The sequence below is a fragment of the Brucepastera parasyntrophica genome (assembly GCF_022376835.1).
Taxonomy (GTDB): Bacteria; Spirochaetota; Spirochaetia; order Treponematales; family Treponemataceae; genus Brucepastera; species Brucepastera parasyntrophica.
Genome location: NZ_CP084606.1, coordinates 2763481 through 2787066 on the forward strand (window position 1 = coordinate 2763481; position 23586 = coordinate 2787066).

21 protein-coding genes and 1 tRNA gene are annotated in these 23586 nt (G+C 46.7%); 6 read left to right on the forward strand and 16 right to left on the reverse strand.

The genetic code is table 11. The features are described from left to right. Positions 1-2 precede the first annotated feature (2 nt). Positions 3-2288: a polysaccharide deacetylase family protein gene (locus K7I13_RS13305; protein ID WP_255946451.1), complete on the forward strand. Its 2286-nt coding sequence runs from the start codon at positions 3-5 to the stop codon at positions 2286-2288. A 312-nt stretch (positions 2289-2600) separates the two neighbouring features. Here K7I13_RS13305 and K7I13_RS13310 read toward each other — a convergent pair whose 3' ends face one another. From K7I13_RS13310 to K7I13_RS13335, 6 genes are all read right to left on the reverse strand, one after another. Next, positions 2601-3122 (reverse strand): GNAT family N-acetyltransferase, encoded by a 522-nt coding sequence (locus K7I13_RS13310; protein WP_255946453.1) that lies wholly within the window; start codon positions 3120-3122, stop codon positions 2601-2603. An 87-nt stretch (positions 3123-3209) separates the two neighbouring features. After that, positions 3210-3365, reverse strand: a complete 156-nt coding sequence (locus K7I13_RS13315) for a hypothetical protein (RefSeq protein ID WP_255946455.1) — start codon at positions 3363-3365, stop codon at positions 3210-3212. Between the two features lie 176 nt (positions 3366-3541). Then, positions 3542-4039 carry a hypothetical protein gene (locus K7I13_RS13320; RefSeq protein WP_255946457.1) on the reverse strand — a complete coding sequence of 166 codons (498 nt, stop codon included), beginning with the start codon at positions 4037-4039 and terminating at the stop codon, positions 3542-3544. A 39-nt stretch (positions 4040-4078) separates the two neighbouring features. Continuing rightward, positions 4079-4663 carry a hypothetical protein gene (locus K7I13_RS13325; protein ID WP_255946459.1) on the reverse strand — a complete coding sequence of 195 codons (585 nt, stop codon included), beginning with the start codon at positions 4661-4663 and terminating at the stop codon, positions 4079-4081. Between the two features lie 81 nt (positions 4664-4744). Beyond that, positions 4745-5200: a hypothetical protein gene (locus tag K7I13_RS13330; protein WP_255946461.1), complete on the reverse strand. Its 456-nt coding sequence runs from the start codon at positions 5198-5200 to the stop codon at positions 4745-4747. 246 nt (positions 5201-5446) lie between these two features. Continuing rightward, entirely contained in the window at positions 5447-6325 is an 879-nt protein-coding gene (locus K7I13_RS13335; RefSeq protein WP_255946463.1) for a hypothetical protein, read from the reverse strand. A gap of 325 nt (positions 6326-6650) precedes the next feature. Between K7I13_RS13335 and K7I13_RS13340 the strand changes: the two genes are divergently transcribed. Both K7I13_RS13340 and K7I13_RS13345 read left to right on the forward strand, forming a co-directional pair. Then, complete coding sequence (locus K7I13_RS13340) at positions 6651-7277, forward strand: carbohydrate-binding protein (RefSeq protein ID WP_255946465.1); 627 nt, start codon at positions 6651-6653, stop codon at positions 7275-7277. Positions 7278-7298: 21 nt separating this feature from the next. Then, positions 7299-7643, forward strand: a complete 345-nt coding sequence (locus K7I13_RS13345; RefSeq protein ID WP_255946467.1) for a carbohydrate-binding protein — start codon at positions 7299-7301, stop codon at positions 7641-7643. A 163-nt stretch (positions 7644-7806) separates the two neighbouring features. Here the strand turns inward: K7I13_RS13345 and K7I13_RS13350 are convergent, their stop codons facing one another. Together K7I13_RS13350 and asnS are read right to left on the reverse strand one after the other, a co-directional pair. Then, positions 7807-9216, reverse strand: coding sequence for a D-alanyl-D-alanine carboxypeptidase family protein (locus tag K7I13_RS13350; RefSeq protein WP_255946469.1), 1410 nt, complete (start codon positions 9214-9216; stop codon positions 7807-7809). Next, positions 9203-10603 (reverse strand): asparagine--tRNA ligase, encoded by a 1401-nt coding sequence (asnS, locus tag K7I13_RS13355; protein WP_255946471.1) that lies wholly within the window; start codon positions 10601-10603, stop codon positions 9203-9205. The genes K7I13_RS13350 and asnS overlap by 14 nt, the downstream gene beginning before the upstream one ends. Before the next feature lie 244 nt (positions 10604-10847). Between asnS and K7I13_RS13360 the strand changes: the two genes are divergently transcribed. Continuing rightward, on the forward strand, positions 10848-12209 hold the full coding sequence (locus K7I13_RS13360) for a citrate/2-methylcitrate synthase (protein WP_255946473.1): 1362 nt from the start codon (positions 10848-10850) through the stop codon (positions 12207-12209). A gap of 71 nt (positions 12210-12280) precedes the next feature. Here the strand turns inward: K7I13_RS13360 and K7I13_RS13365 are convergent, their stop codons facing one another. Next, a complete protein-coding gene (locus K7I13_RS13365; protein ID WP_255946475.1) occupies positions 12281-14365 on the reverse strand; it encodes an elongation factor G in 2085 nt (694 codons plus the stop codon). Positions 14366-14458: 93 nt separating this feature from the next. Between K7I13_RS13365 and K7I13_RS13370 the strand changes: the two genes are divergently transcribed. After that, on the forward strand, positions 14459-15661 hold the full coding sequence (locus K7I13_RS13370; RefSeq protein WP_255946477.1) for a hypothetical protein: 1203 nt from the start codon (positions 14459-14461) through the stop codon (positions 15659-15661). Between the two features lie 119 nt (positions 15662-15780). Here the strand turns inward: K7I13_RS13370 and K7I13_RS13375 are convergent, their stop codons facing one another. The 3 genes from K7I13_RS13375 to K7I13_RS13385 all read right to left on the reverse strand — a co-directional run bounded on the left by K7I13_RS13375 (position 15781) and on the right by K7I13_RS13385 (position 19485). Continuing rightward, positions 15781-16143, reverse strand: coding sequence for a PUR family DNA/RNA-binding protein (locus tag K7I13_RS13375; protein WP_255946479.1), 363 nt, complete (start codon positions 16141-16143; stop codon positions 15781-15783). A gap of 77 nt (positions 16144-16220) precedes the next feature. Beyond that, the gene (locus K7I13_RS13380) at positions 16221-18170 is read right to left on the reverse strand and encodes a phosphoglucomutase (protein WP_255946481.1); all 1950 of its coding nucleotides are present in this window, start codon (positions 18168-18170) and stop codon (positions 16221-16223) included. A 118-nt stretch (positions 18171-18288) separates the two neighbouring features. After that, a complete protein-coding gene (locus K7I13_RS13385; protein ID WP_255946484.1) occupies positions 18289-19485 on the reverse strand; it encodes an NADP-dependent isocitrate dehydrogenase in 1197 nt (398 codons plus the stop codon). Positions 19486-19832: 347 nt separating this feature from the next. Between K7I13_RS13385 and K7I13_RS13390 the strand changes: the two genes are divergently transcribed. Beyond that, the gene (locus K7I13_RS13390; protein ID WP_255946486.1) at positions 19833-21119 is read left to right on the forward strand and encodes a threonine/serine exporter family protein; all 1287 of its coding nucleotides are present in this window, start codon (positions 19833-19835) and stop codon (positions 21117-21119) included. Positions 21120-21225: 106 nt separating this feature from the next. Here the strand turns inward: K7I13_RS13390 and serS are convergent, their stop codons facing one another. From serS to K7I13_RS13410, 4 genes are all read right to left on the reverse strand, one after another. Next, positions 21226-22503: a serine--tRNA ligase gene (gene serS / locus K7I13_RS13395; protein WP_255946488.1), complete on the reverse strand. Its 1278-nt coding sequence runs from the start codon at positions 22501-22503 to the stop codon at positions 21226-21228. Between the two features lie 50 nt (positions 22504-22553). Then, on the reverse strand, positions 22554-22712 hold the full coding sequence (locus K7I13_RS13400; RefSeq protein ID WP_255946490.1) for a hypothetical protein: 159 nt from the start codon (positions 22710-22712) through the stop codon (positions 22554-22556). Further along, positions 22709-23317: a biotin--[acetyl-CoA-carboxylase] ligase gene (locus K7I13_RS13405; protein ID WP_255946492.1), complete on the reverse strand. Its 609-nt coding sequence runs from the start codon at positions 23315-23317 to the stop codon at positions 22709-22711. The genes K7I13_RS13400 and K7I13_RS13405 overlap by 4 nt, the downstream gene beginning before the upstream one ends. 137 nt (positions 23318-23454) lie before the next feature. After that, a tRNA-Gly gene (locus K7I13_RS13410) sits at positions 23455-23526 on the reverse strand. Between the last annotated feature and the right edge of the window lie 60 nt (positions 23527-23586).

The window sequence follows — 23586 nt, forward strand, 5'->3', positions numbered from 1 at the left end:
CTATGAAAATAAAAACACTGGTTTGTACAATCGCGGTTTGCGCGCTGTTCTTTTCCCTCAATGCTGAAATAGGTTTTTCGTCTCCGGATATTAATAACCGGAACGAAGTCCTTTTTTCAATTAAGGCCGATATTCCGGGCGGCGGGTCCTATGATACTCTGTTTGTAAAAGAACTTGATAACGGGAAAATGGACCAGCTCACCTTTTATCCTGAGGCAATGGAATCCCTTTCAAACGGAAGAATACTGCAGGTCCGCAACCGTTTCGGTACGGGCCGGTATGATACAGTTACCAATTCCTTTCAGTGGATAGATGATTATAAACCCTTTGTCTCCGGCGGCAGTCCGGGTATGGGAATTCTCCAGGATGTATCACCCAGTCCTGACGGACGCTGGCAGGTTTCCATTGAACCGACCTCTCCCGCGTACGGGAGACTCGTCCTGTATGATGTAACCCGTTCTTTCCGGTATATCCTTGCTCCCTCAGTCGAACGCGGTTCAATTCCGGTAGTCTGGTCCCCCGATTCCGCTGTTCTGATATATTCCGTTAACAATTCCCTGTATTTTGCCCGGCCTGAATCCTTTTTTACCGTAAGCGCTGTAAGCGAACAGTACCGGATCCTTGGTCCCGGGACAATAAACTGCGTAACCTGGTACGCGCCTTCCAGATTTTTATATATTTCAGGAAAAAATATATACCGGGTCCAGGTGTCCGAACTTTTTGCCCGGAATTTATACAGCCCTCTTCTGGGGCCTGGTGAACTCGCGGGAAAATTACCTTTCAATTTTGAAGCTTCCGCGGATACCTTCTGTGCGGCGCCTGACGGTTCCGCGATTTTGTACGGAAAGGACTGCAGGAATGTATATTACTGTCCGCTCGATGGTGATGACTATGTCTCTGTCAGGGCAAGCGCTCAGATGCCTTATCTGCTTTTGCCGGGAAATACGGCAAAGGTGATGCCTGCCTGGACTTCCGAAAATATTCCGCTGGTTTTTGCGGAATCCATAGAAGACGGCAAACGCCTTCTGAAAGTCTGGAGACTTGTTGATTTTTCGGGTGGTAAGATTTTCTCTCCTGTTCCCGTCCCGGCTGAAGCTGTAACAGCGAGTGTTTCCCGCGACGGCACATGGGTAGCCTTTATAGGACCCCGTTCAATTCAGGTATACTCTCCGCTGACATGGAAAGAAATTGCGGTCTTCCGCGACGAGGTAATTGTTTCCACTGCCTGGGCAGATGACTCCCATATTTTTATAGGAGGAAATGAAACAATCCGTAACTGGAATTTCAGAACAAATACCTCAATAATGCTGATGGTGTCCGCCGTTGCCCAGAGGGGCTGGGATGAGCAGGGGACAACGGTTATTGCCGATGTCGGGACCGCGGGACGGTTTTCCTATGCGGGAAAAATGAAATGGACCCTTTCTCCTGACATCCGGATACGCCCGGTCACAAGCGCCAACCAGAACTGGCGGCTTTATCTTGATTCATCAAAAGGATATTATTCAAACATGCTCTTTGTCCGTTCGGCGGCGCAGCCGGGCGGGACAGGCACCATAGTCAGGGAGCCTGATATTGTTCTCGACAAAATTGCGCCTGCGGGAACGGTAAGACAGGTTTCGGACAAGGGTATTTTTTCCCATGGATCACGGACAGGCCTGCGTCAGGTCGCCCTTGTTTTTGACGCAATGGACACCCTCGACGGGCTTCCTGAAATTCTCCATGTGCTGCACAGATATAACATACGCGCCACATTCTTCATTAACGGAGAATTCATACGCCGGCATCCTGCGGCCGTGAATGAAATAGCCAAGGCCGGACACCAGACAGCGTCCCTGTTTTTCAGTACATGGGACTTATCAGGGACCCAGTACCGCATTGATGAAGATTTTATAATCCGGGGCCTTTCCAGGAACGAAGATGATTTTTATAATGCGACAGGCCAGGAATTGACCCTGCTGTGGCACGCTCCGTTTTATGTTGCGTCTCCCATGATCATAGCAGCCGGAGAAAAGGCAGGATACCGCTATATTTCTCCTGACATTACTGTTCTCGACTGGGTAACATCCGGCCAGAAAACAAATGTCCCCGGTTTGTACAAGAAATCTGCGGAAATAATCGAGGATGTTATTGCCGAGAAGAAACCGGGTTCGATTATCCCTGTCCGGATAGGGAAGCCTGGGGGCCGCGATGATTATCTGTTTGATAAAACCGATCTTCTGATAAACGCACTTGTTGAAGCGGGCTACAGTATAGTTACCGTTGACACGCTCATTCAGAACGCAAGATAGACATGTCTTGGTTTTTGTATGGAAAAGCTACACATGACTATGTGTAGCTTTTTTTTATGCATATAATCTTACACAATGTATTGTGTAAGAAAGGTTAAAGATCGTGTAAAAAACATTTTGGGAATCTCTGTGAGCTCTTTTATGATTTTTTCTTACACATACCTCTGTGTAAGGATTGCAGCAGCAGAAAGAGACGGAGAATTTTCTGCGTATTCAATAATTCCCTGTCATAGTTGTTTTTCCCTTTACCATTTCCACAGTCTGTTATTTGTTCATTCATGAAAAGCGTCTTTTGTGCTTAATGAGTTCTTGTCAATCAATCTTTTTTTCTAAACAGACAAGCTGTATTCCTTCTATGCCGTTGAATTTGCATAAAATAATACCGGATTCCTTATACCCCAGTTTTTTATACAGAGCGCGGGCCGCGGAATTAATTACATTTGTGTCCAGCCGCAAATACCGGCAGGAGTTTTCCAAGGCGTAATTTTCATAGAAAGATATAAAATCTGTCGCGTACCCTTTTCCCGATTTTTCAGGATCAACTGCCAGTGTATGCAGTACCATTATCTCATTATTCCGGGCCTTGAATTCCCATTCGCAATCAGCATATTCACATATTTGATTTTGATTAATGATTGCGGAAGCAGCAATTTCATTATCAATTTCCATTACGAAAAGTTCACCGCAGTTGTGTGCTTCAAGGGCTGTATGGTGTGAAGGATATAAGTTCTTCTTCCAGCCTGTCATTATTTTGAAGGAAGATTCCTTCTCAATTATTTTTTCATAGATTTTTACAACATCCTGAATGTCGCTTTTACTGCTTTTTCTGATCATATCAAATACATCCCCTGTTCTGCAAAATATCTGCGCCTTTATTTTTTTAACAAAAATAGACCTGTATCATGACAGAGCGCGCCGGTATTAATGACCGCTTGAAAATCGTCTTTGAAACTCTACAAGAACGGCGTTGTCTTTGGTTATCCCAAGGTAAATGTACCGGTCAAGGGGAAAAGGGCCTTTTGGCATATAGATTTCGAGATTTTGTGTTCCGTAGCTGTCGTCAGGTTTGCTTTCCATTTTTCTGCCGGAGATACGTTCTATTTGGCTTCGCATTTCACGGTAGATGGCGTTCGTATTTCCTGTGATGTAGATGCGGATCGAACCGAGCTCACTGCCGGTGCCGGGGAAGGAATAGCTGTATGACGCCCTTGTCCCTGAAGGTTGAGTAAAAGGGCCAAGGTCACAGACTTCCCTTATGCTGTTCCTTCCTTCTGCGGGGGCCAGCCCGGCTGTTGACCGGGCCAGAGTTTCCTCACAGCTTCCCCGGCCTCGAGGTATCTGGCGCCGTTTGCCTGGGACATCGGTCGGCCGTCGTTGTTTATGATTCGTTCTATTTCATCGGATAGAGGCTTTGCCCTGGTTTCATAGTCAGCTGTGTTCATTCTGCCGTCATTGCGGGCCGCGGCGAGTGTATAGAGTTCGTCGTGGAGCTGGACAAACCTGTCGCTGGGGAAGACGCTGGCGTCAGCAGCATCGATGGCAGTCTGGTTTTGTTTTGCTTCATCAAGGGCGCCTTGAAGCTGCCGCTGAAATTCCGCGGTATGCTCCTCGATTCCTTTTATATATTCTTCCATAGTGATATTTCCGGCCTGAAAATCCTTTACCAGCTGATCAATGTCCACCGCCTGCGCCTGTACCGCTTTCGCCAATACCATTACCGCTAACGCAGCTACCAATAAAGTCTTTTTCATAAAATGCTCCTTTTGGCATTTTTACTTTTATACCATTTGTTATTCTTTTAATAATACTGCCCAGGCAGTATCGCTGATTACAATCTCTATTTCCGTTCCATCATCAGCGCTGCCCATCCAGGCCCCAATAAAAGGGTTGGAACCTGCATTCGATTTACTCGCGGTAAAAGAATTTCCTTGTACAGATCCGGTCAAAGTATTACCTGAAACAGTCGCGCTGCCAAGTGTTTCATACATATATCCTCCAACAGCTGCGGCATTGCCGTTGCGAGTATAAGTATCACTTGCTGTCGGTTTCCCAATAGTTTCTGTCGGCAAAGATACTACCCAAATAGTACTTCCAACTGCAACTTCTATAGGAACCCCCTTCCATGTACCGCTCCATGTCCCTGCAAATGGAATGGAACCAGTGTTTGATTTTGCTGCAGTAAATGAAATCCCATCAAAAGTACCTGTCAGCGTATTTCCTGAAACAGCAGCGGTCCCTGCTTTTTTTCCATCGTGCATCATAGTTGCACTGTTGCCATTACGGGTATATGTACCAGTAAAAATACAGCTGGTCATTATGAATCCGGTTATTGCCATCATTACAATACCCCGGAGTAATTTGACTTTATTTTTCATAAAAACTCCTTTATTTATTACGCCTGCTGCGGCGCCGCCGCGGATGCACGCTGTTATATGACGCGGCGGAATATTTTTTTATTATATATTCTTCACAATGAAAATAGAACCTATACATAGAGCTAAAAATTCCATGCTTCCCACCATAAAATAGCCTAGCCAGGCTGTTTGAAATACTATGCCTTGTATTATTCCAATAATAATCAATGGAATCAGCCATTTCTTTTTTTGCCTTATAATTATATCTACTATTATTCCAATATATATTAGTATTGATGCAACATAATTATGTAAGAAATGAAACTCAAAAAAATAAGAGCTAAAAGTAGCCAAAGCTAAAAATCCTATTCCTACAAACCATTTATTATAAAGAAGCCAACAACCTATTACTAACAATAAGAAAGTATAGAAATATACTCTATTTATATCCATTCCCATTATTGAAGAATAGGTTCTTTGATCATGTAATATACCATCTATAAAGCCTGTAATAATAAAGCCAAATAATAAAATACTTGTTATTATTTTTTTCACCATATATTTATTCCTGTATTATATTTACTTTCATTAAGTCTACAATTAATAATGTCGTCTATTATAACTTTTTCGACCGATTCTTGCCGCCTCATATAACATCCCGGGTATATCCCGACATTGGACAGCAGCTAAGGATTTGCATAGCAAGGCCTCTGCTGTCCAGTGTGCCGCCGAGAGGTGCGTCCGCGGATACACACTGTTAGGAGCCGTTTTCCTTGCTTCCAAGTTAATACCACTTTCGTATTTCTACTTTACATCCGGCAGCCGAAATCCGGATGGAGTGCGCACCAGCTTGTAAACATAGTCAATGTCTACGTCATCTTTCCATATTCTGAGTGTACTGTTTCCGCCGCCAAAATCAGTTACGGAATAGTTTAAAGTATCAGGCTCGTGTTTGTCCCAGTAAGAGTGCGTCAATTTTCCTGTTGATGAATTTGCCTTATATGAATACCAGCTTCCATTATTTTTGCCCCGTTCCGCAAACTGCCATGGCCCAAGGCCTGAACCTCCAAAGCAATATTGTATGCCGTCGGAATTAAATATATCATGTGCTGTGCCGTTGTTACCTACGGAATCAAAGGTCCATGCCGTACCTGCCGAATTGACAATGTCACCGCCCGGGGCCTGAACTTTTGGCAAGTCCCTTAATGTGTATGTCCCATCAAATGGCCACCTGCCATCAGAAAGGGTAAGGGTAGAGCCATCATTTGATATAGCGTATGCATAGTCATCACCGGCTATCCTTAACCTATACCCTGTCGCTGTATATTCAGGATGGATATTTCGATACGGTCTCCAAATCCCTAACGCACGCTCATAAAACGCACAGCTTCCATCAGCGTTCAATACAAACGCATTTCCCCTGCCTTGTATATTATTGTCCTGATTAACCCATGCTTTACCCGAAGCTGTTATGAGTTGAGAGGGATCGGACTTAGCATCCGGATTTGTCAATAGATATTGGTTTTCGACCAATGCGGATAAACCCAGGAGATATTCCGTATAGGTAATTTTGCCGGATGAAAAATCTTCTCCGAGCTTTTCCAATTCTTCCATACTTTGTGCAGACACAAAATGTAATCCAATTACTATAAAAATAATTACCAGAAAAAAAGGCCTTTTCATAAAAAACCTCCTAAGATATATTAAAAATATAGCCAATCTATTTTATATTTTATCAAGTATTATTTCCGTATATTCCAAGGAAAATAGCGCATAATTAAGTATACACGAATTTTGCATAAAACCATTAAAAATGATAAGAAAAAACATATTTTAAAAGTCTGGAAACAACATTCCGGGCTTTTTAGGTGTTCTGCCAACGGGCAATATATAATTACCCTGCTATTCCAAGCCGTCAGCCTTTTTCTACTGCCATTGCAAGCGGGTCTGTTGAAATAAACAAAGATGCAGTCTGCGCTATTTTTTTTCTATGCGGCCGGCAGCTGACATGGTATATTATCATCAACTGCTTAGTAAAAAAATAACAATTTATCAAAAAGGAAAAGCTATGAACAAATTATTTATTTTATTGATTTGCTGTTTTACCGTATTTATTTCATGCAATTCGCCTGTGATAGATACAGAAGCAACCACAGACAATTATTCTAATGAACCAACCGCAAGGAATATAGGGTTCCCCTCAGGACCGACGTATCCGACTGTATACGAGGCTGAAAATTATTATGCCTCATCCGGCATAATCAACTATGGAACTTTAATCGGAAGTTTTGATGCAGGGGATTATGTTGTATACAACAATATCAATTTTGATGAAATTCCCTCTCCACGGATTATACAAATGTATCAGTCTGTGAACCAGGAAAATTCCAATCAATCACTTGAGATTCGTCTTGATGCGCCAAATGGTCCAATAATAGGGTATTTCCGTCCGCAATCAACAGGCAGTTATTCTGTATACAAAATGGTTCAAACCGGACTTAACAAATATGTTAACGTTACAGGGAGCCATAAGCTGGTATTTAAGGTGCCAAATCCGAGCCGGTCAGGTATCATTAATATCGAATCATTCAGGATTATGACATTACCTGTTGCCCCATTCAATACCACCAATTAGGTTGAAGATTACTATACAGAATTGAAGGGATTACGCCTTGGCGGTGATTTCAACGTTCTCGCTAATTGTGATGATGGAACATCTGTAACATTTGATTATGTAGATTTTGGAGACGCCTATACCAACAAAACCCTCCAATTACACCTGTCGAATGGGGGCGGAACGGGCAAATGGATAAAAGTACTTATTGATGGTTATGCGGTACCAAATAATTCACGTATCAATGTACCCGCGACCGGGAGCTATGGGAATTTTCAAACAGTTTCTTCTTCTTTAGGGCTTATTCAGGGAACGCATAAATTAACACTTCAGTTTTATGGCGGAAGTGGTGTTGCAAATGTAGACTGGTTTAAGATCTCCCAGTAATACTTAATTTTACTAAGCAGTTATATTTCAGAAAACAACAGTTTATTATCCATTTTCTCTTATTAACATCCACAGCATTGTGACCGGAAATATTTGTTTCACCGGACACGTAGGGATATTTTTTACACATAACAATGTGTAAAAACCGGAGTCATCCGGTTTCCTATTCCCCGGCAATCGCTCTGACAAGCCTGTCAAAAATTCTTTTTACGAACCCGGCGCTCCGGATATTCCTGTCCGCAACAAGGGGAAGTGATTTTACAATTTCCCCGTCAATATAATAATTGACCCGGCCCAATTCCTGGCCGGCATATACGGGCGCTGTTACCGGCGTGAACACAACAGTTTCAATTGCAGAAAGATTTTGCCGGTCTGAAGGCGCCGTAAAGGAAGAAGTCCCTGCCGGAAGAAGGATGAGGCTGTTCAGACTGCCTTCCCAGACAGGCACCGGAAAAGGTGTGACTTCTCCGGGATGTACAGTGGTAAAGGTATCAAAGGCCCATTCCATCAGGAGCGAGCCGTCTCTGATGCGGTACTTATTTCCTTCCGCTGAACCATTGCCCGGTCCGTTCATTGTGACTGAAATGAAACGGCTGCCGCCGCGTGAACAGGTGAGGGCAAGATTGTAGCCCGATTCATCAATATATCCTGTTTTCAGGCCGTCACAGCCGGGGAGCAGTCCGAGAAGACGGTTCGTCGCCTGCTGCCTGACAGGGGCCGTATAAGTCCCGGGCGGGAGGTTCCAGTTCCTGGGATAGGAAAAATCGGTCAGCGAATGAAACTCCGGAAGAGCCTCGGGATAGTCTCTGATGTAGACAAGCGAAAAATCGGCAAATTCGCGGGGCGTTGTTACGTTTTCCTCGCTGAGTCCGGACGGTTCGGTAAAAAAAGTCTGTGTAAGGCCCAGTTTTTTTACTTCTTCATTCATCCGGTCAACAAAACCGGGAACAGATCCTGAAATATGATAGGCGAGGGCTATGGCCGCGTCATTTCCCGATACAACGGCCATTCCTTCAAGAAGTTCTCTTACTGTTACCCGCTGGCCCCTGCCCAGAAACATGAGGGATGACCCGGGCGGAATGTTAACGGCCCAGGATTCAGGAGGAAGGTCAACGAGGTCATCCAGGGATATTTCCCCGTTTTCAATAGCATGGAAAGCCGTATACATTGCGACCAGCTTTGTCATGGAAGCCGGAGGAATTCGTTTGTCGGCGTTTTTTTCGAGCAGTACGGAACCGGTCGCGGCGTCGACCAGAATGGCGGACCCCGCATTAATCCGGGCGCGTGCCGCCTCTGCTGTTTCGCTGATTGTCTCCGCACCGGTTTTCCAGGACCAGGGAGAGAGTTCGGGCGCGTCCCGGTATGCAGGCGACTGCGCAGCATTTTCCCTCCGATATACCGAAAGGGCAAAGGCCTCTTCCGCGGGACTTACCGGCTCCGGTTCGGGCCTCATCCGGTTTCCCGAGTAAATGAACAGTCCGGCTGAAATAATAACCAGCAGAACCAGCGCGGCGGCGGCCCCTGCTGCGCGTCCTGAAATCAGCGGTTTCCGGGGAGTATCAGAATTCTGCAAATTTCGGGGTCCTCGGATAGGGGATAACGTCCCTTATATTTCCCATTCCGGTAATATAAAGAATCAGGCGTTCAAAACCCAGGCCAAAGCCGGAATGGGGAACAGTGCCGAAGCGTCTGAGGTCCAGGTACCACCAGTAGTCATCGGGATTCAGTCCCAGCTCTCTGATCCTGTTTTCCAGCTTTTCAAGATTTTCCTCACGCTCCGAACCCCCGATAATTTCACCGAGGCCCGGTACAAGTACATCCATTGCCCTGACTGTTTTTCCGTCATCATTCTGCTTCATGTAAAACGCCTTGATTTCCTTCGGATAGTCGGTCAGAATAACGGGACACTTGTATATTTTTTCCGTCAGATATTTTTCGTGCTCACTCTGAAGATCGCAGCCCCAGTAAGGCTTAAATTCAAAGACGTCCGCGTTTTTTTCAAGTTCCGTTATTGCCTCGGTATAGGTCAGGCGGACAAAATCCGAAGCCGCAACAGTTTTAAGCATATCAACCAGCCCGTTCTGGATGCGGCTGTCAAAGAATTGCAGATCATCGGCGCATTTTTCGAGGACCCATTTCAGAATAAACTGGAGGAATTCCTCCGCAAGGTCCATGTTGTCATTCAGATCAAAAAAAGCGGCTTCCGGTTCGACCATCCAGAATTCCGCAAGGTGGCGGGTCGTGTTCGAGTTTTCCGCGCGAAAGGTGGGGCCGAAAGTGTATACCCTGGAAACCGCCGTTGCGTAGGTTTCCGCTTCAAGCTGGCCGGAAACAGTCAGGCTGGCGTGTTTCCCAAAAAAATCCTGCGAATAATCAACCGGGGCTTTTCCCTCTTTCGCCAGTTTGTCGAGGTCCAGCGTCGTTACCTGGAACATTTCACCGGCGCCTTCGGTGTCGGATGAGGTTATGATCGGGGTATTCAGAAAATTGAATCCGTGTTCCTGGAAAAAGGTATGTATAGCGTAAGCCGCCTGGTTGCGTACCCGAGCAACGGCCCCGAATGTATTTGTCCGCGCTCTGAGATGCGCGATTTCCCGGAGAAACTCAAAAGAATGGTTCTTTTTCTGGAGCGGATAAGTGTCAGCGGGCGCTTCACCCAGAACAGTGAGCGATGAGGTTTCAACCTCAACCGCCTGACCTGAAGCGGGCGAGGGTACCAGCTTTCCTGTCGCCTTTACCGAAGCTCCAGTGGTTATTTTTTTCAATTCGCCTGCGGTCGCGGCGTCTATGCCCTTTTCCGCGTCAAAGGTCAGCTGGATGGAGGCGAAACAGGAACCGTCATTTATCTGCAGAAAAGTGAGGTTTTTGGTCTCGCGTTTGGTCCGAACCCAGCCATATATGGTGATTTCACGCCCGTCAGGATTTGACACAATTATATCTTTTATCTGTTGCATTTTCATGAAAAGATGTTATCATTTTTTATGATAAGCGTCAAAGCAAAATTGGACGAAAAGCCTGATGCCGCCCGGACCGTTTTTCTTATTGAATCGTATTTTTATACACTTTTTTTGCATTTTTATACGTAATTTTTATGGGCAAAAAATTATTTTTTTAAAAACCTGAAATTCTGCTTGAGCTGACTTAATAATTATTGTATAAATATACATATCGATTCATAAAACCAATTTTTAGGAGGGAAACAATATGGATAATGACTCCATGTATCCTTCATTGCTCGAGGATCTTGCTTCCATTGCGGAAAAAAATGATATGATCGATCCCGAATTATATGTAAAGTATAATGTAAAAAGGGGATTGCGTGATAGTGACGGAAAGGGCGTTCTGGTAGGACTGACCCAGGTCGGTAATGTTTATGGATATGAGGTAGTTGATGACAAGCTTGTAGCGGTCCCCGGCAAGCTGATTTACCGCGGTTATGATGTTGAGGATATAATCAAGGATGTCGAAACCAGCGATGAATATGGCTTTGAGCAGGTGGTCTATCTCCTGCTGTTCGGGGAATTACCGACGGCCTCCCAGCTTGACGAATTTTCGGCCATTCTGGGGGAAAAACGGAACCTTCCGCCGAATTTTGTCGAGGATATGGTTCTGAAGGCCCCGTCGCAGGATATTATGAACAAGCTGGCCCGGTCTGTCCTTGTTCAGTATTCCTATGACCCCAATCCGGAGGATACATCAATAATAAACAACCTGTATCAGTGCATACAGCTCATTGCCAGCTTCCCCTGTATGGTCGCTTACGGATATCAGGCTAAGCGGCGCCATTATGATGGGAAGAGTATGTATCTGCACAATCCGCTGCCCAATCTTTCGACTGCGGAAAATTTCCTGCGCCTTATCCGCGCGGACAAAAACTATGACAGGCTTGAGGCTGAAATCCTCGATCTCGCACTTATTCTGCATGCCGAACACGGCGGAGGAAATAACTCGACTTTCACCGTACATGTTGTTTCTTCGTCCGATACGGATATCTATTCCGCGATCAGCGCCGCAGTAGGCTCCCTGAAAGGCCGCCGTCACGGAGGGGCGAATATCAAGGTCGCCGAGATGATGGACGATATCAAGGCCAATGTAAAGGACTGGTCAAGTGAAAAGGAAATCGGTAATTATCTGCGCCGCATCTTAAGGAAGGAGGCCTTTGACCATACCGGTCTGGTTTACGGTCAGGGCCATGCCGTTTATACCATTTCAGACCCCCGCGCGACCCTTTTGCGGGAGAAGGCGCGGGGCCTTGCGAAGGTTAAAAAATTCGAGGAAGAATTCAATCTGTACTGTACAATAGAAAAGATTTTCCCGGACATTTTCCATGACGAAAAAGAAAATGAAAAACGGATATGTACCAATGTTGACTTTTATTCGGGGTTTGTTTACTCCATGCTGGGCATTCCCCGCGAACTGTATACCCCGATTTTTGCCATTTCCCGTATGTCCGGCTGGGCCGCGCACCGCCTTGAGGAATTGAAATCAGGCGGACGTATTTACCGCCCCGCATTCAAGCAGGTCGGCGAAACCCGTGAGTATGTTAAAATTGATGACAGGGACTAGCTTTTAAGCTTATAAAAAAAGCCGGAACAATAACTGTTCCGGCTTTTTTGTCAGAAAAATCCGTTTCCGGTTTAATCGTCTTCGTTCTGCTGTTTGATGAATTCCTTTGCGGCCGCAATAACATCGTCGGCGATTTTGCCCGATATGGGACTGTAGTGGTCAAAGACCATTTCAAAGGATCCCGTACCGCTGGTCATGGACCGGAGATCAATGGCATACTTCAGCAGTTCCTGGTGGGGAACCTGGGCCCGGATTTCTTCAATACCGTTCCCGAGATTTGACTGCCCGAGAATATGCCCGCGGCGGCCCGAAAGATCGCTCATAATATCTCCGAGATAGTTTGTGTCCACAAAAACGGTCAGGCTCATAATCGGTTCAAGCAGAATCGGCCCCGCGTTGCGCATCGCGTCCTTGAAAGCGTTTCTCGCCGCGATTTTGAAGGCCATTTCGGAAGAGTCTACCGGGTGTTCCTTTCCGTCAAGGACAGTTGCCCCTACATCAACGACAGGATATCCCGCAAGGACACCATTTTCCATGGCTTCCTTTACGCCTTTTTCAACGCCCGGGATATATCCCTTGGATATTGCGCCGCCGAATACGGCATTTGTGAATGAATAGGCTTCGCCCCGCTCGAGCGGTGCAATAGAGAGGACCACTCTGGCGTACTGTCCGTGTCCGCCCGACTGTTTTTTATGGGTATATTCACTCTGGGCCTTGCGCTGGATAGTTTCACGGTAGGCTATTCTCGGAATGGATGTCTGTACCTCGATTTTTGTCTGGAGTTTTATCCTGTTCAGGATAATGGAAATATGCAGATCGCCCATGCCTGACAATACGTTCTGCTTTGTTTCGGCATTGTAGACAAAGGAAAGCGTCTGGTCTTCTTCGCAGGCCCGGAGAAGAAGTTCGCTGATTTTATCGTCGTCCTTTTTATCCTTTGCGGAAACGGCCATTGAATAAACAGGGGCCGGTGTCCGGAGTTTGATAAAGGGCAGGGTACTCTGGTTCGCGGCCAGGGTATTATTTGTTTTGGCTGAGGCCAGTTTTACCGCCAGCCCGATATCGCCCGCGCACAGCTCCTTTGTTTCAATCAGCTTTTTACCCACCGTGCGGTAGAGCTTTCCTATTTTTTCCTTGCGGTCTTCCGAAATATTGAATACTTCCGAATCGGCGGAAAGAGTGCCGGTGATGACCTTTATGTATGACAGTTTTCCGGAGAACTGATCATTGGATGTTTTTACAACAAAGCATGAAAGAGGCTGCGAGGGATCAATTTTAACCGTTTCCTCCGTTCCGTCAGGCTTGACGCTGACTTCAAGGCATCCTTCCGGGGAAGGCACTATTTCATCAATAAAATTCAGCAGGGACGTGATTCCTGTGCCGTCAATACCCGAACCGGCAAAAGCGGGTACAATACGGTTGTCTTTAATGGCCAGCTGGAGGCCGCGTACAATGTCCTCATCCGATAGTCCCGCTTCATCAATAAACTTGACTAGCAGATCTTCGTCGCCTTCCGCCGCAGCGCCGGCAAGAATTTCCCTGGTCCGGGTGTATTCTTCTTCAAATTCCGGAGGAACGGGGATTTCCTTTTCAGTGTTGCCGTCAGGAATATAGGCCTTGTGATGAAGTACGTCGATAATACCCTTATAGTTTTTTCCGCTTCCCATGGGGATTGTTACCGCGCATACTTCCACCTTAAACTGGACATGCACATCCTGTACTGCTGCTTCAAAATCGGCCCTCTCGTCATCCATGTGATTTATGAAAAGAAGTCTGGCCTTGTTTCTCCGGTCAAGATTTCTCCATAATTTGATGGTTTCTATCTGAACGCCTGCCCGTGCGTCAAGCAGCATAATGGCCAGTTCGGAGGCCCTGAAAGCGCATATTACCTCCCCGATAAAATCCGATGAACCCGGTGTATCCCAAAAGTTAAAGAGCTTATTCCTCCATGGGAGGTGGGCCAGTGATGAATAAATTGAAATTTTACGTTCTATTTCTTCGGGGGTAAAATCACTTACCGTTTTGCCTGTTTCAACCGCTTCGGCCCTTTGAATTACTCCCGCCGCAAGAAGCAGGCGCTCAATCAGTGTTGTCTTTCCTGTTTGGCCATGGCCCGCTATTGCTATTGTCCGAACCATATCAGTTGAAAATCCCATTTTACACTCCTTCAGCATAATTTATTGTTCCTTTTATCGTAAGTTTACTTTTATTGTATTGTCAAGAAAATAATATACTTGTACTATTATAGCATGGATACACAAAGAAAAACCATTCAGAATCTTGCCGTTACGCTTGACGAAACACGTGGCCAGCTGGCCTTATTTTACAGGACATTCGGCGAAAAACTGCTGAATGACAGCGCTGATCCTGCGGTTGTTTCCGGCGGTGTGAGTACTGAAAATCTCGATTTATGGCGGAGTTTAATGTCCTCCAGAGAGGATGATACCCGTTCGATTCTCGATATTAAGGCAGCCGTTACCAGACGTCAGGAACTGATCCAGTTCCGGAAGGAAATCGCGAAAAAAATAGCAGAAGAAAACGCCGGATACCGCGATCAGATTCTCAAGCTGGGACAGGCCTTTTTTGAACAATATACGGATGCCGACGCCGCTTTTTTCGGGGAAACCTATTCAAAAGCCGATGCGGAAAAAAAGAAAATAGGGCAATTGACCGAGAAAAAGAAAAAACTCCAGAATGATTCCGAAAGCAAGCGCATTTTCGGAAAGATGGTTGATAAGGTAAAAATAGCCTCAGCCGCCGGTGAAATCCAGCAGCATGAGGCCGTCCTGAACCGGATCCTTGAAGACGCCGCAGAAGAAATGATCCAGACCGGAGCCATTGAAAAAATGGAAGAATCGGGAGCCATTTCTTCGGAAATACTGCAGGTATACACGGAAACCAGGCCTTTTCTGGACCGGATTGATGACCTGAAAAAACGTACCGATGTACTTGATTCCGATTCGGAAGCCATGAATGAAATTTTCAAGACGAATGGAGTAAAAGAAAATCCCCAGAGGAGAATTGAAGACCTCCATGCCCGCATAAAAGAAACCGATAACAGGATAGATTCGCTCTGTGTGTTATGCGCAAGGGAATACTGCGATAAATTTCTTGATGAGGACGGAAAATATCTTGCCGGGAAGCCCGCGAAAGACACGGATGATAATGCAATCAAAATGTATCAGTCCCAGCTTGAAAAAGCGGCTCTGCTCCGGACGGATATTTTCAGGATCAGACAGAAAATAGAAGTTCTTGAAACCGATTTAAAGATCCAGACACTGGAACGGAATATCACTGTTTACAAGCACACTATTGAAGATCATGAAAAGAAAATAAGCCATTACAATGATCTGAAAAAGACCCTGAAAAAGAGTATAGCCGACGCGGAAAAGGAAAGCGCACAGCTCGCGGAACACAAGGCGGAAATTGAAAAACAGCTTGGCCAGGGCTGAGCTGTCAGCTCGGTCCAGCCCGAGCTGTTTCAGGGTTTTATTCGTGACGAGGGTCAATACCCCGCTGCTCCGCGGCGGGGTATTTTATTGGGAAAACGGTCAGTCGGTTTTTTTCGGTATTACACGCACCCGCTTTGCGGGGGTTTTCGGTTCAGCCGGTTTTCGTTTTTCGGAAGAGGGGCCGGCTGAGCCTCGGGCGGCTCTCTTTTTTCCTGCTCGTTCTTCTTTTCCGCATTTTTTTTCAGCTTTTCCCTGCGGCTTTTTTCGATAAATTGCAGACTGCTGTCGAGTCCTGAAAGGAATTTCTGCATGTCTTCTTCGAACACCACTATTGACTGGCGTTCGAAGCCGGTCCCTTCCTTGTTTTTGCTTTCCACTACCTGAAGAAATACGTCGCCGGTTCTGTTTTCTTTTACATTGAAAAAGTATGTCCGGTTATTAAGCGTTATTGTTGTGGTAAAAAGTTCTCCGCGAATACCCATGCTCGCCTTCCTTATTCCTGTTCACGGAATATATAATTATTATTTACTTCTTCTGTCCTGACTGAGAATCGATACTACTATATTTTGCTGTCGGCCTCAAGTACCATTTGCGTAAGCCAGCCGAGAAGGTTCTGTTCAAGTGAAAAATCCTTTTCCCCGTTTATCGTATATATCTTTGCATCTGCCAGTATTCTGAAAACGGGTTCCGTCCCGGATCCCCGCATCCAGATAAAGCCGACCGGGCTTCCTGCCGTATCACGGAAAAGTATTTTCAGTCCGCCTGTTCCGGAGCCGCCAAAGTCAGCGATATTGTCGGTTTGCTCAATCCCATTATTGCTGATTGCCTGCCAGGATGCAATGTCAAAGTGTTCGGAAAGTTCCACTTTTTTCTTTTCCCAATCCCTGACGAATATTTTCTGGAATTCTCTTTTAAGTATGGCATGATCATTAGTTTTAACGGAGAGCATGGCTTCCTTTTCATAAGCTGAGGTAGTTACGAATTCCGGCAGTGTTTTAATAATATCGGTGAATGAAAAATCATCCCGGTACTTTTCAGCCTGTCCGGAAAGTGTGCACCAGATATGAAAAAGCCCGGGCTTTTCCGGTGCGTCCCGGATAATAAGAAGCTTCAGAAGGGCAAAAATGGTATTGAGCGGGTCCCGGACCGCGGCGGGGTAGGTAATATTTCCCCCATTTGAACCCTCGCCGAGAATCCTGACTATTGCTCCCTCTTCTCTGAGTTTTTCCGCGAGATTGACAACATTTGCTTCTCCGACCTCGGCCCGCGCCACCCTGATGCCGAAAAAGCCGGCTATTGTTTCGATTCTCAGTGATGTCGGATCGTTAACCGCCACGGCTGCTGCCGGGAATGCCTGCTTTCCGGGCTCACACCGGATAGTTCCCGAATACACGAGATGGGCAAGCTCCGCTATAACACAGAGCGCGAACACTTCCTGCGCTTCCGGAATTTTTGCGGTATTGCTGTTTCCGTCCCAATAGGCAATATTGCCCCGGTCCCCGTCGCAGTCGGGCATATAGCCAAGTACCGGCTTGCTTCCCTGAGACACGCCTGGATCCTTCCTGAGCCGCTCCATTTCCCGGGCGCAGAACAGGAGGCTGTCGCCTTCCGGTACGATCCTGTGTACGATCTCCCGTGGTTTTCCGTTTATTGCGGAGAAGGCAAGTCCGCAGGACTCAATAAAAGCCGTATCGATTGAACAGGTTCTGGCGCTTCCGTTAAAATCTGCGGTAATTCCCGCAGCGTTTCCCGCACGGCGATACGCTTCTATGCTTTGGTAAAAGTGAGTAAAAAAGTCCGTCTGCCTTGGTTTTTTGTCTTCTCCGGATACTACTTCGCGGGTAAAACCGGTATAGTATTTGAGGGCGTTCTGTTTTTCTTCCGCGCTTTTTTCCCAGACCTGGAAGAGTTTCTGCGCCGGACAGTTTGCAATGAGCGCGTATGCCCTTTCCGCGGCATCTGGCGCCAGACAGACTGTTTTAAATGATGTTATCAGTTTTGCCGTTTCGCTCCCCGGAAGAACACCCCCGCCGGAGAGGCCGAACTTTACACCGTTATAGCCTACCGGATTATGGCTGGCTGAAATATATGCAAAGGCGCCGACTGTTTTTGCGTAAGCCATAATTTCCGGCGCCGCGGCGATAAAAAGAAAATGAACGGTCATTCCCCGCGCTATAAAAACCCTGCACATAATATCCGCAATCTGTGTTCCCGTCGGGCGGGTATCGGCTCCGAGCGTTATACGGGTTATTTTGCGGTCGAGGCAATACTGCGCGAATACATCGGCCATATGCGCGGCAAGGACTTTATTCGCAGCCCCAATTTCCGGCGAGGAATCTTCTTCATCTCCCGAGAGGGTAAAAATTTTTCTCCATCCTGACGCGGAAAGAATAAGAGGAGAAAAAGCCTTTGTTACGGCTTCATGCGCAGGAATTTCCGCCGGGTCAAGCGGGATTATTTCTGCATTGCCTATTTCAAATTCTGTCACAGGATCATAAAAAACAGCCATAACTTCTCCCCTTGCATTTCGCGTGTCTGCAATGATATTCCGTTATCCGGTCCGGCTGAAAAAGGCACAGCCTTTTCTTAAAAGACCGGTTGTAAAACCGTTATACTTTCGGACTGTCTTACAGTTTTTCCGCTATAAGGTCTATAAACTGCCAAGAGTTTACAATTTCCTTTGCAGGAGGGTCCGCCAGCCGGGAAAGGTCGCCGGTCATTGTACCTGATTCGATGAGGTCCAGTGTAGCTTTTTCGAGGCGGTTTGCAAAATCCGAAAGTTCGGGTGTTCTATCAAGTTCTGCCCGTTTGGCGAGCGCGCCTGTCCAGGCAAAAATAAGGGCGACAGGATTTGTGGAAGGTTTTTCTCCTTCGAGGTATTTATAATAATGCCGCTGGACTGTTCCGTGGGCCGCTTCGTATTCGAAAACACCGTCGGGAGAAACAAGCACGCTTGTCATCATTGCAAGACTTCCGGACGCGGACGCAACCATGTCGCTCATAACATCGCCGTCATAGTTTTTGCATGCCCATAAAAAGCCGCCTTCGCTTTTCATGACGCGGGCAACGGCATCGTCGATAAGCGTGTAAAAATATTCGATGCCTGCCTGTTCGAATTTTTCCTTATATTCCGTATCATAAATATGCTGGAAAATTTGCTTGAACGTTCCGTCATAAATTTTTGATATTGTGTCCTTTGTAGCGAACCATACATCAAGTTTTTCAGAAAGGCCATAAAAAAAGCAGGCCCGGGCAAAGCTTTCAATGGATGCATCGAGATTATGAATACCCTGCAGGATACCGGGTCCTTTCATTTCCATAATTGTTTTGCGGATTTCCGTTCCGTCCGCCTTTGTGAAAACCAGCTCGGCCTTTCCCGGCCCGTCGGTTTCCATTTCGCAGTTTTTATATACATCGCCATAGGCATGGCGTCCGAGGATCAGGGGCTTTTTCCAGCAGGACACACTGGGGCGGATGTTTTTCAGTATGATTGGCTTTCTGAATACGGTGCCGTCCAATTCTGCCCTGATAATTCCGTTAGGACTCGGCGTCAGCTGCTTGAGTTTATATTCTGTAACCCGCGCGGCGTTTGATGTTATGGTTGCGCATTTTACGCCTACGCCGAGCCGTTTGATGGCCGCCGCCGCCTCATAGGTAACTCCGTCATTGGAATCGTCCCTGGCTTTTAATCCGAGATCGTAATATTCTACTTTTAAATCAATAAAAGGATTTAAAAGTTTTTCTTTTATTACTTCCCAGAGGACCCTGGTCATTTCATCACCGTCAAGTTCGGCAATCGCATTTTTCATTTGAATTTTTGCCATAGAGATTCCTTCAGTAGATGTTTTCCCTCAGAAAGGAAAGAACAGTTTTATTTTCCATACCGTATCTTCAGCAGGTTTTTATTCGAGGCGAGGGTTTAATACCCCTCTGCTCTGCAGTGCTTTTTATAACAACCTATAAAAACGTTAGTTTTTGTAGGTTCTCTGGTATTAACACCTGCGACCAATTCCACGGGAGAGAAAAATACTCCGCTGCTCTGCGGCGGGGTATTTTATTATTTTACCGGAAATCTTTTTCATCCGCAACAGCTCCGGCTGTATAAATCCGTATCATAATTATGCCGGAAAGGGTATCTTGACCGGCTGCCGGGAAAAGCGTACAAAGAAGTATGGATGAACCAGTTCCGGAAAATAGCGGAAAAGATGCCGGCGATATTCTTGATATTGCAATACACGCGGGAACGCTTATTTTGCAGAACGGCGGTGAAACATACCGCGCTGAAGATACCATGAATTCAATGGCCTCATCCCTGGGTGCTGTTTCTTCTTCCTCCTTTGTAACTCCGACTGTCGTTATGTGTTCCTGCGCCGATTCCTCAGGAAATAATCATACAAAAATTCAGAGGATAAGCGAGCGGACCATTAATCTTGGCAAAATAGCCCGCATTAATGCTCTTTCCCGCCGGCTGATCAAACGTGATAAAGTATCCGATCTGAAGCAGGTTTCTTCTCTTTTGCGGCGTATAGACAGCTGTCCTCCCCATCATCCGGTATCGGTGATTCTGGCAACAGCCGTTTCCGGTTTCTTTTTTTCGCTTATGTTCAAGGGGACTCTCACCGAGGCATGTACGGCCTTTTGCATAGGATTCATTATGCGGACTGTGCTCTTTCTTATTTTACGTTTTACTCTGGGGTCCTTTGTTACAGCCATAATCGGAAGCGCCGTTATTTCACTTCTTTCAGGATTCGCGGCATTTGCAGGTATTATTCCCGGCGCGGGAAATGTCAGTATAGCTGTATTAATGTCCCTGGTTCCCGGTCTTGCAATTGTCAATGCGATCCGAGACGCTATCGCCGGGGATCTTGTCGCCGGTTCGGCCCGCCTTTTTGAGGCCTTTCTTGTGGCCGCAGCCCTGTCCCTTGGGGCTGCCGTCGGAATACTGATTTTCCCGACCGATACTTCATATACGACTGTATTGCTGACTGTGAAAAATCCTCCGGCTGCTTTTTTTCTTTCTTTCTTTGCCACTTCTGCCTTTGCATTTTTCTTTAACATTAATAAATATGATATTATCTGGGCATCTCTTTTCGGCGCCATGGGCTGGTGTACCTATTTGCTGGTTGATCATATATTCGTCAGCAGTGTGGCCGGCTATATTTCCGGGGCTTTTTGCGTCGGTTTTTTTGCGGAAATATGCGCGGTCTTTTTCCGCAAGCCCGCGACTGTTTACATTGTCCCCGGTATTATTCCGCTGGTCCCCGGCGGCGCAATGTATGAAACCCTGTTTTTCGCGGTTTTGGGAAATCCCGATGCCGCAGCTTCGGCGGGCTTTCAGGCAATCAGTACGGCGGCGTCAATAGCAGTGGGTATCGCGCTGGCGTCTTCTTTTGCCCGCCTTACGGGAAAACTGAGGATGCGGAAATCAGACAGAAAGATTTCAGGAAAAAACGGCTGATATTGGACTTGTCCGATATCAGCAATACTCCGTCTCACGGGTTCGCTGCCGGACAAGCCTGTTCAGAAGAAGTTATTCAACAAACTGAAGCGGCTGAACAACTCTATTATTTTTTTGGTCCAATAACTTCAAAACCGCAATAGGGAACGAGGGCCTTTGGCACTGCTATTGACCCGTCTTCCTTCTGGAAATTTTCAATCAGCGCGACAAGCGCGCGGGAAACCGCTATGGCGGTACCATTCAGCATGTGAACGTATTTATTTTTTCCGTCGCTGTCCTTGTATCTGATGTTCAGTCTCCGGGACTGGAAGTCAGTGCAGTTTGATGTTGACGTTATTTCGCCCCATTCGCCGCCGTTCCTGCCCGGCATCCAGCCTTCGAGATCCCATTTCCGGTAAGCCGGCGCGCCAAGATCTCCTGTGCAGGTATCGACAACGCGGAAAGGAATTCCGAGCCCTGTGAATATTTCTTCTTCAATGCTCCGGAGTTTTTCATGAATGGCGTCTGAATCTTCGGGAAGACAGTATACAAACATTTCCAGTTTGGTAAACTGATGGACCCGGTACAGGCCCTTTGAAAACTGCCCGGCGGCTCCCGCCTCCCGGCGGAAACAGTGGGAAAGCCCGCAGTAAAAAATGGGAAGGGAATCCCTGCTCAGTATTTCATCCTTGTGGTACCCTCCGAGCGTTATTTCCGCCGTGGCAACGAGACAGGTCCCCTCTTCTTCTATATTATATACATTTGATTCTTTTCCTCTGGGATTAAAACCTATTCCGAAAAGAATTTCTTCTTTGGCAATATCAGGGGTGATAAGCGGCGTAAACCCGTGACTTCTCAGAATATTAAGCCCGTACAGAATAAGCGCCTGCTCAAGAAAAACCGCTTCATTTTTAAGGAAATAGAATTTTACGCCGGAAACCTTTGTTCCCGCGTCAAAATCGATAATATCCAGCTCTTCACCGAGCTGTACATGGTCTTTTGGCTGAAAGGAAAACCGGGTCGGTTCTCCGAACCGGGCGACTTCGGTACTGTCCTTGTCCTCTTTACCGATCGGCACATCAGGATGGACCATGTTGGGAATAAGGCGGGCCGCCGTTTCGAGTTCGGATTCGGTTTTCTCCACCGCAGCTTCAGCAGCCGCGATTTCTTCTTTAATAAGCTTGCCTTCCGCGATAAGCCTCTCCCGTTCTTCATCCGGGAGCTTGCCTTTCATGGCCTTTGCGTTTTCATTGCGTTTTGTCTGAAGTACCTGCAGGGCTGTTACCATTTCGGTGCGCTTATCATAAAGAGTCACAACCAGGTCCGCATCTGCATTCATATTCCGGGCCGCAATATTTGCTTTTACGGCATCGAGGTTTTCCTTGATAAATTTATAATCCAGCATAATACAGATATCATAACGGGGAGAGGTCCGATACGCAAGTGGGATGCCGGTCAGTCGTAGCAGATTTCCCCGGAAAAAAGCCTGAGAACCGAACCGCTGTCTGTTTCCGGGCGGAACAGCAGTTCGCCTGAACTGCCTATTCCTTCAATCATTCCGGTAAGCGTTTCCCTTTTTTCCGGACTGCCCGATAAAAAACGGACGGGTTTCATCCGGCCCCATAGTTTTTCAGTAACAGCCGTGTGCCATGTATCAAGGGACAGTACTGTTTCCAGATTGGACAAATAGCAGGCCAGAAAATCCTCGGGGAGGGAAGCGCCGGCGGCGCGGAAAGAGCTGCATAGATCAGTTCAAGCGAGAAAGCTTTATTTCTGAGGTGCGGGGGAAATGCTGTCTGGCCGATATTAAAACCCGTCCCCGCATATGTAACGGATGTATCATTTTCGCAGAGTATTCCCGAAAGTTTTTTATTTTCATACAGGACATCATTAGGCCATTTTATTTCGGTTTTTACGGGACCTGGTAAAAAAGAGTCAAAGGTCCGGGCCACAGCAAGCCCTACGCGCAGCGTAAAACCGGCGGCCGGAGGCCGTCTCAGCAGAACCGTACACAGCAGGTTTTTGCCTGCCTCGGTTTCCCACAGCCGCCCGGGGATCCGGCCCCTTCCATTGTTCTGTATTCCCGCATACACAACGGTGCCGTCCGGTTCTCCGTCGCCGGCAAGAATACGGGCGTCCCGCATAGTACTGTCTGTTTCCGGAATAAAATACACCGGCGCATTGAAACTGTTGGCGACTGATTTTCTGATATAAGCCATAATAAAATACCCTGCCGCAGAGCAGGGCAGACCTTCGGTCTGGAGTATTCGCAGGTCGCGGAAGCGGCCATTACATACCTTACAGAACCAGCCGCAGGCTGATTAAACCCTCACCCCGAATAAAAAAAACACATTCCAGCGGATGAGGGGAGTCGAACCCCCGTCTGAGGCTTGGGAAGCGCCTGTAATAGCCGTTATACGACATCCGCGGGAATGTGTTTCCGTGCCATTATGGACAAAAAGGAGTCCGCCTGTCAACAGGTTTTCCG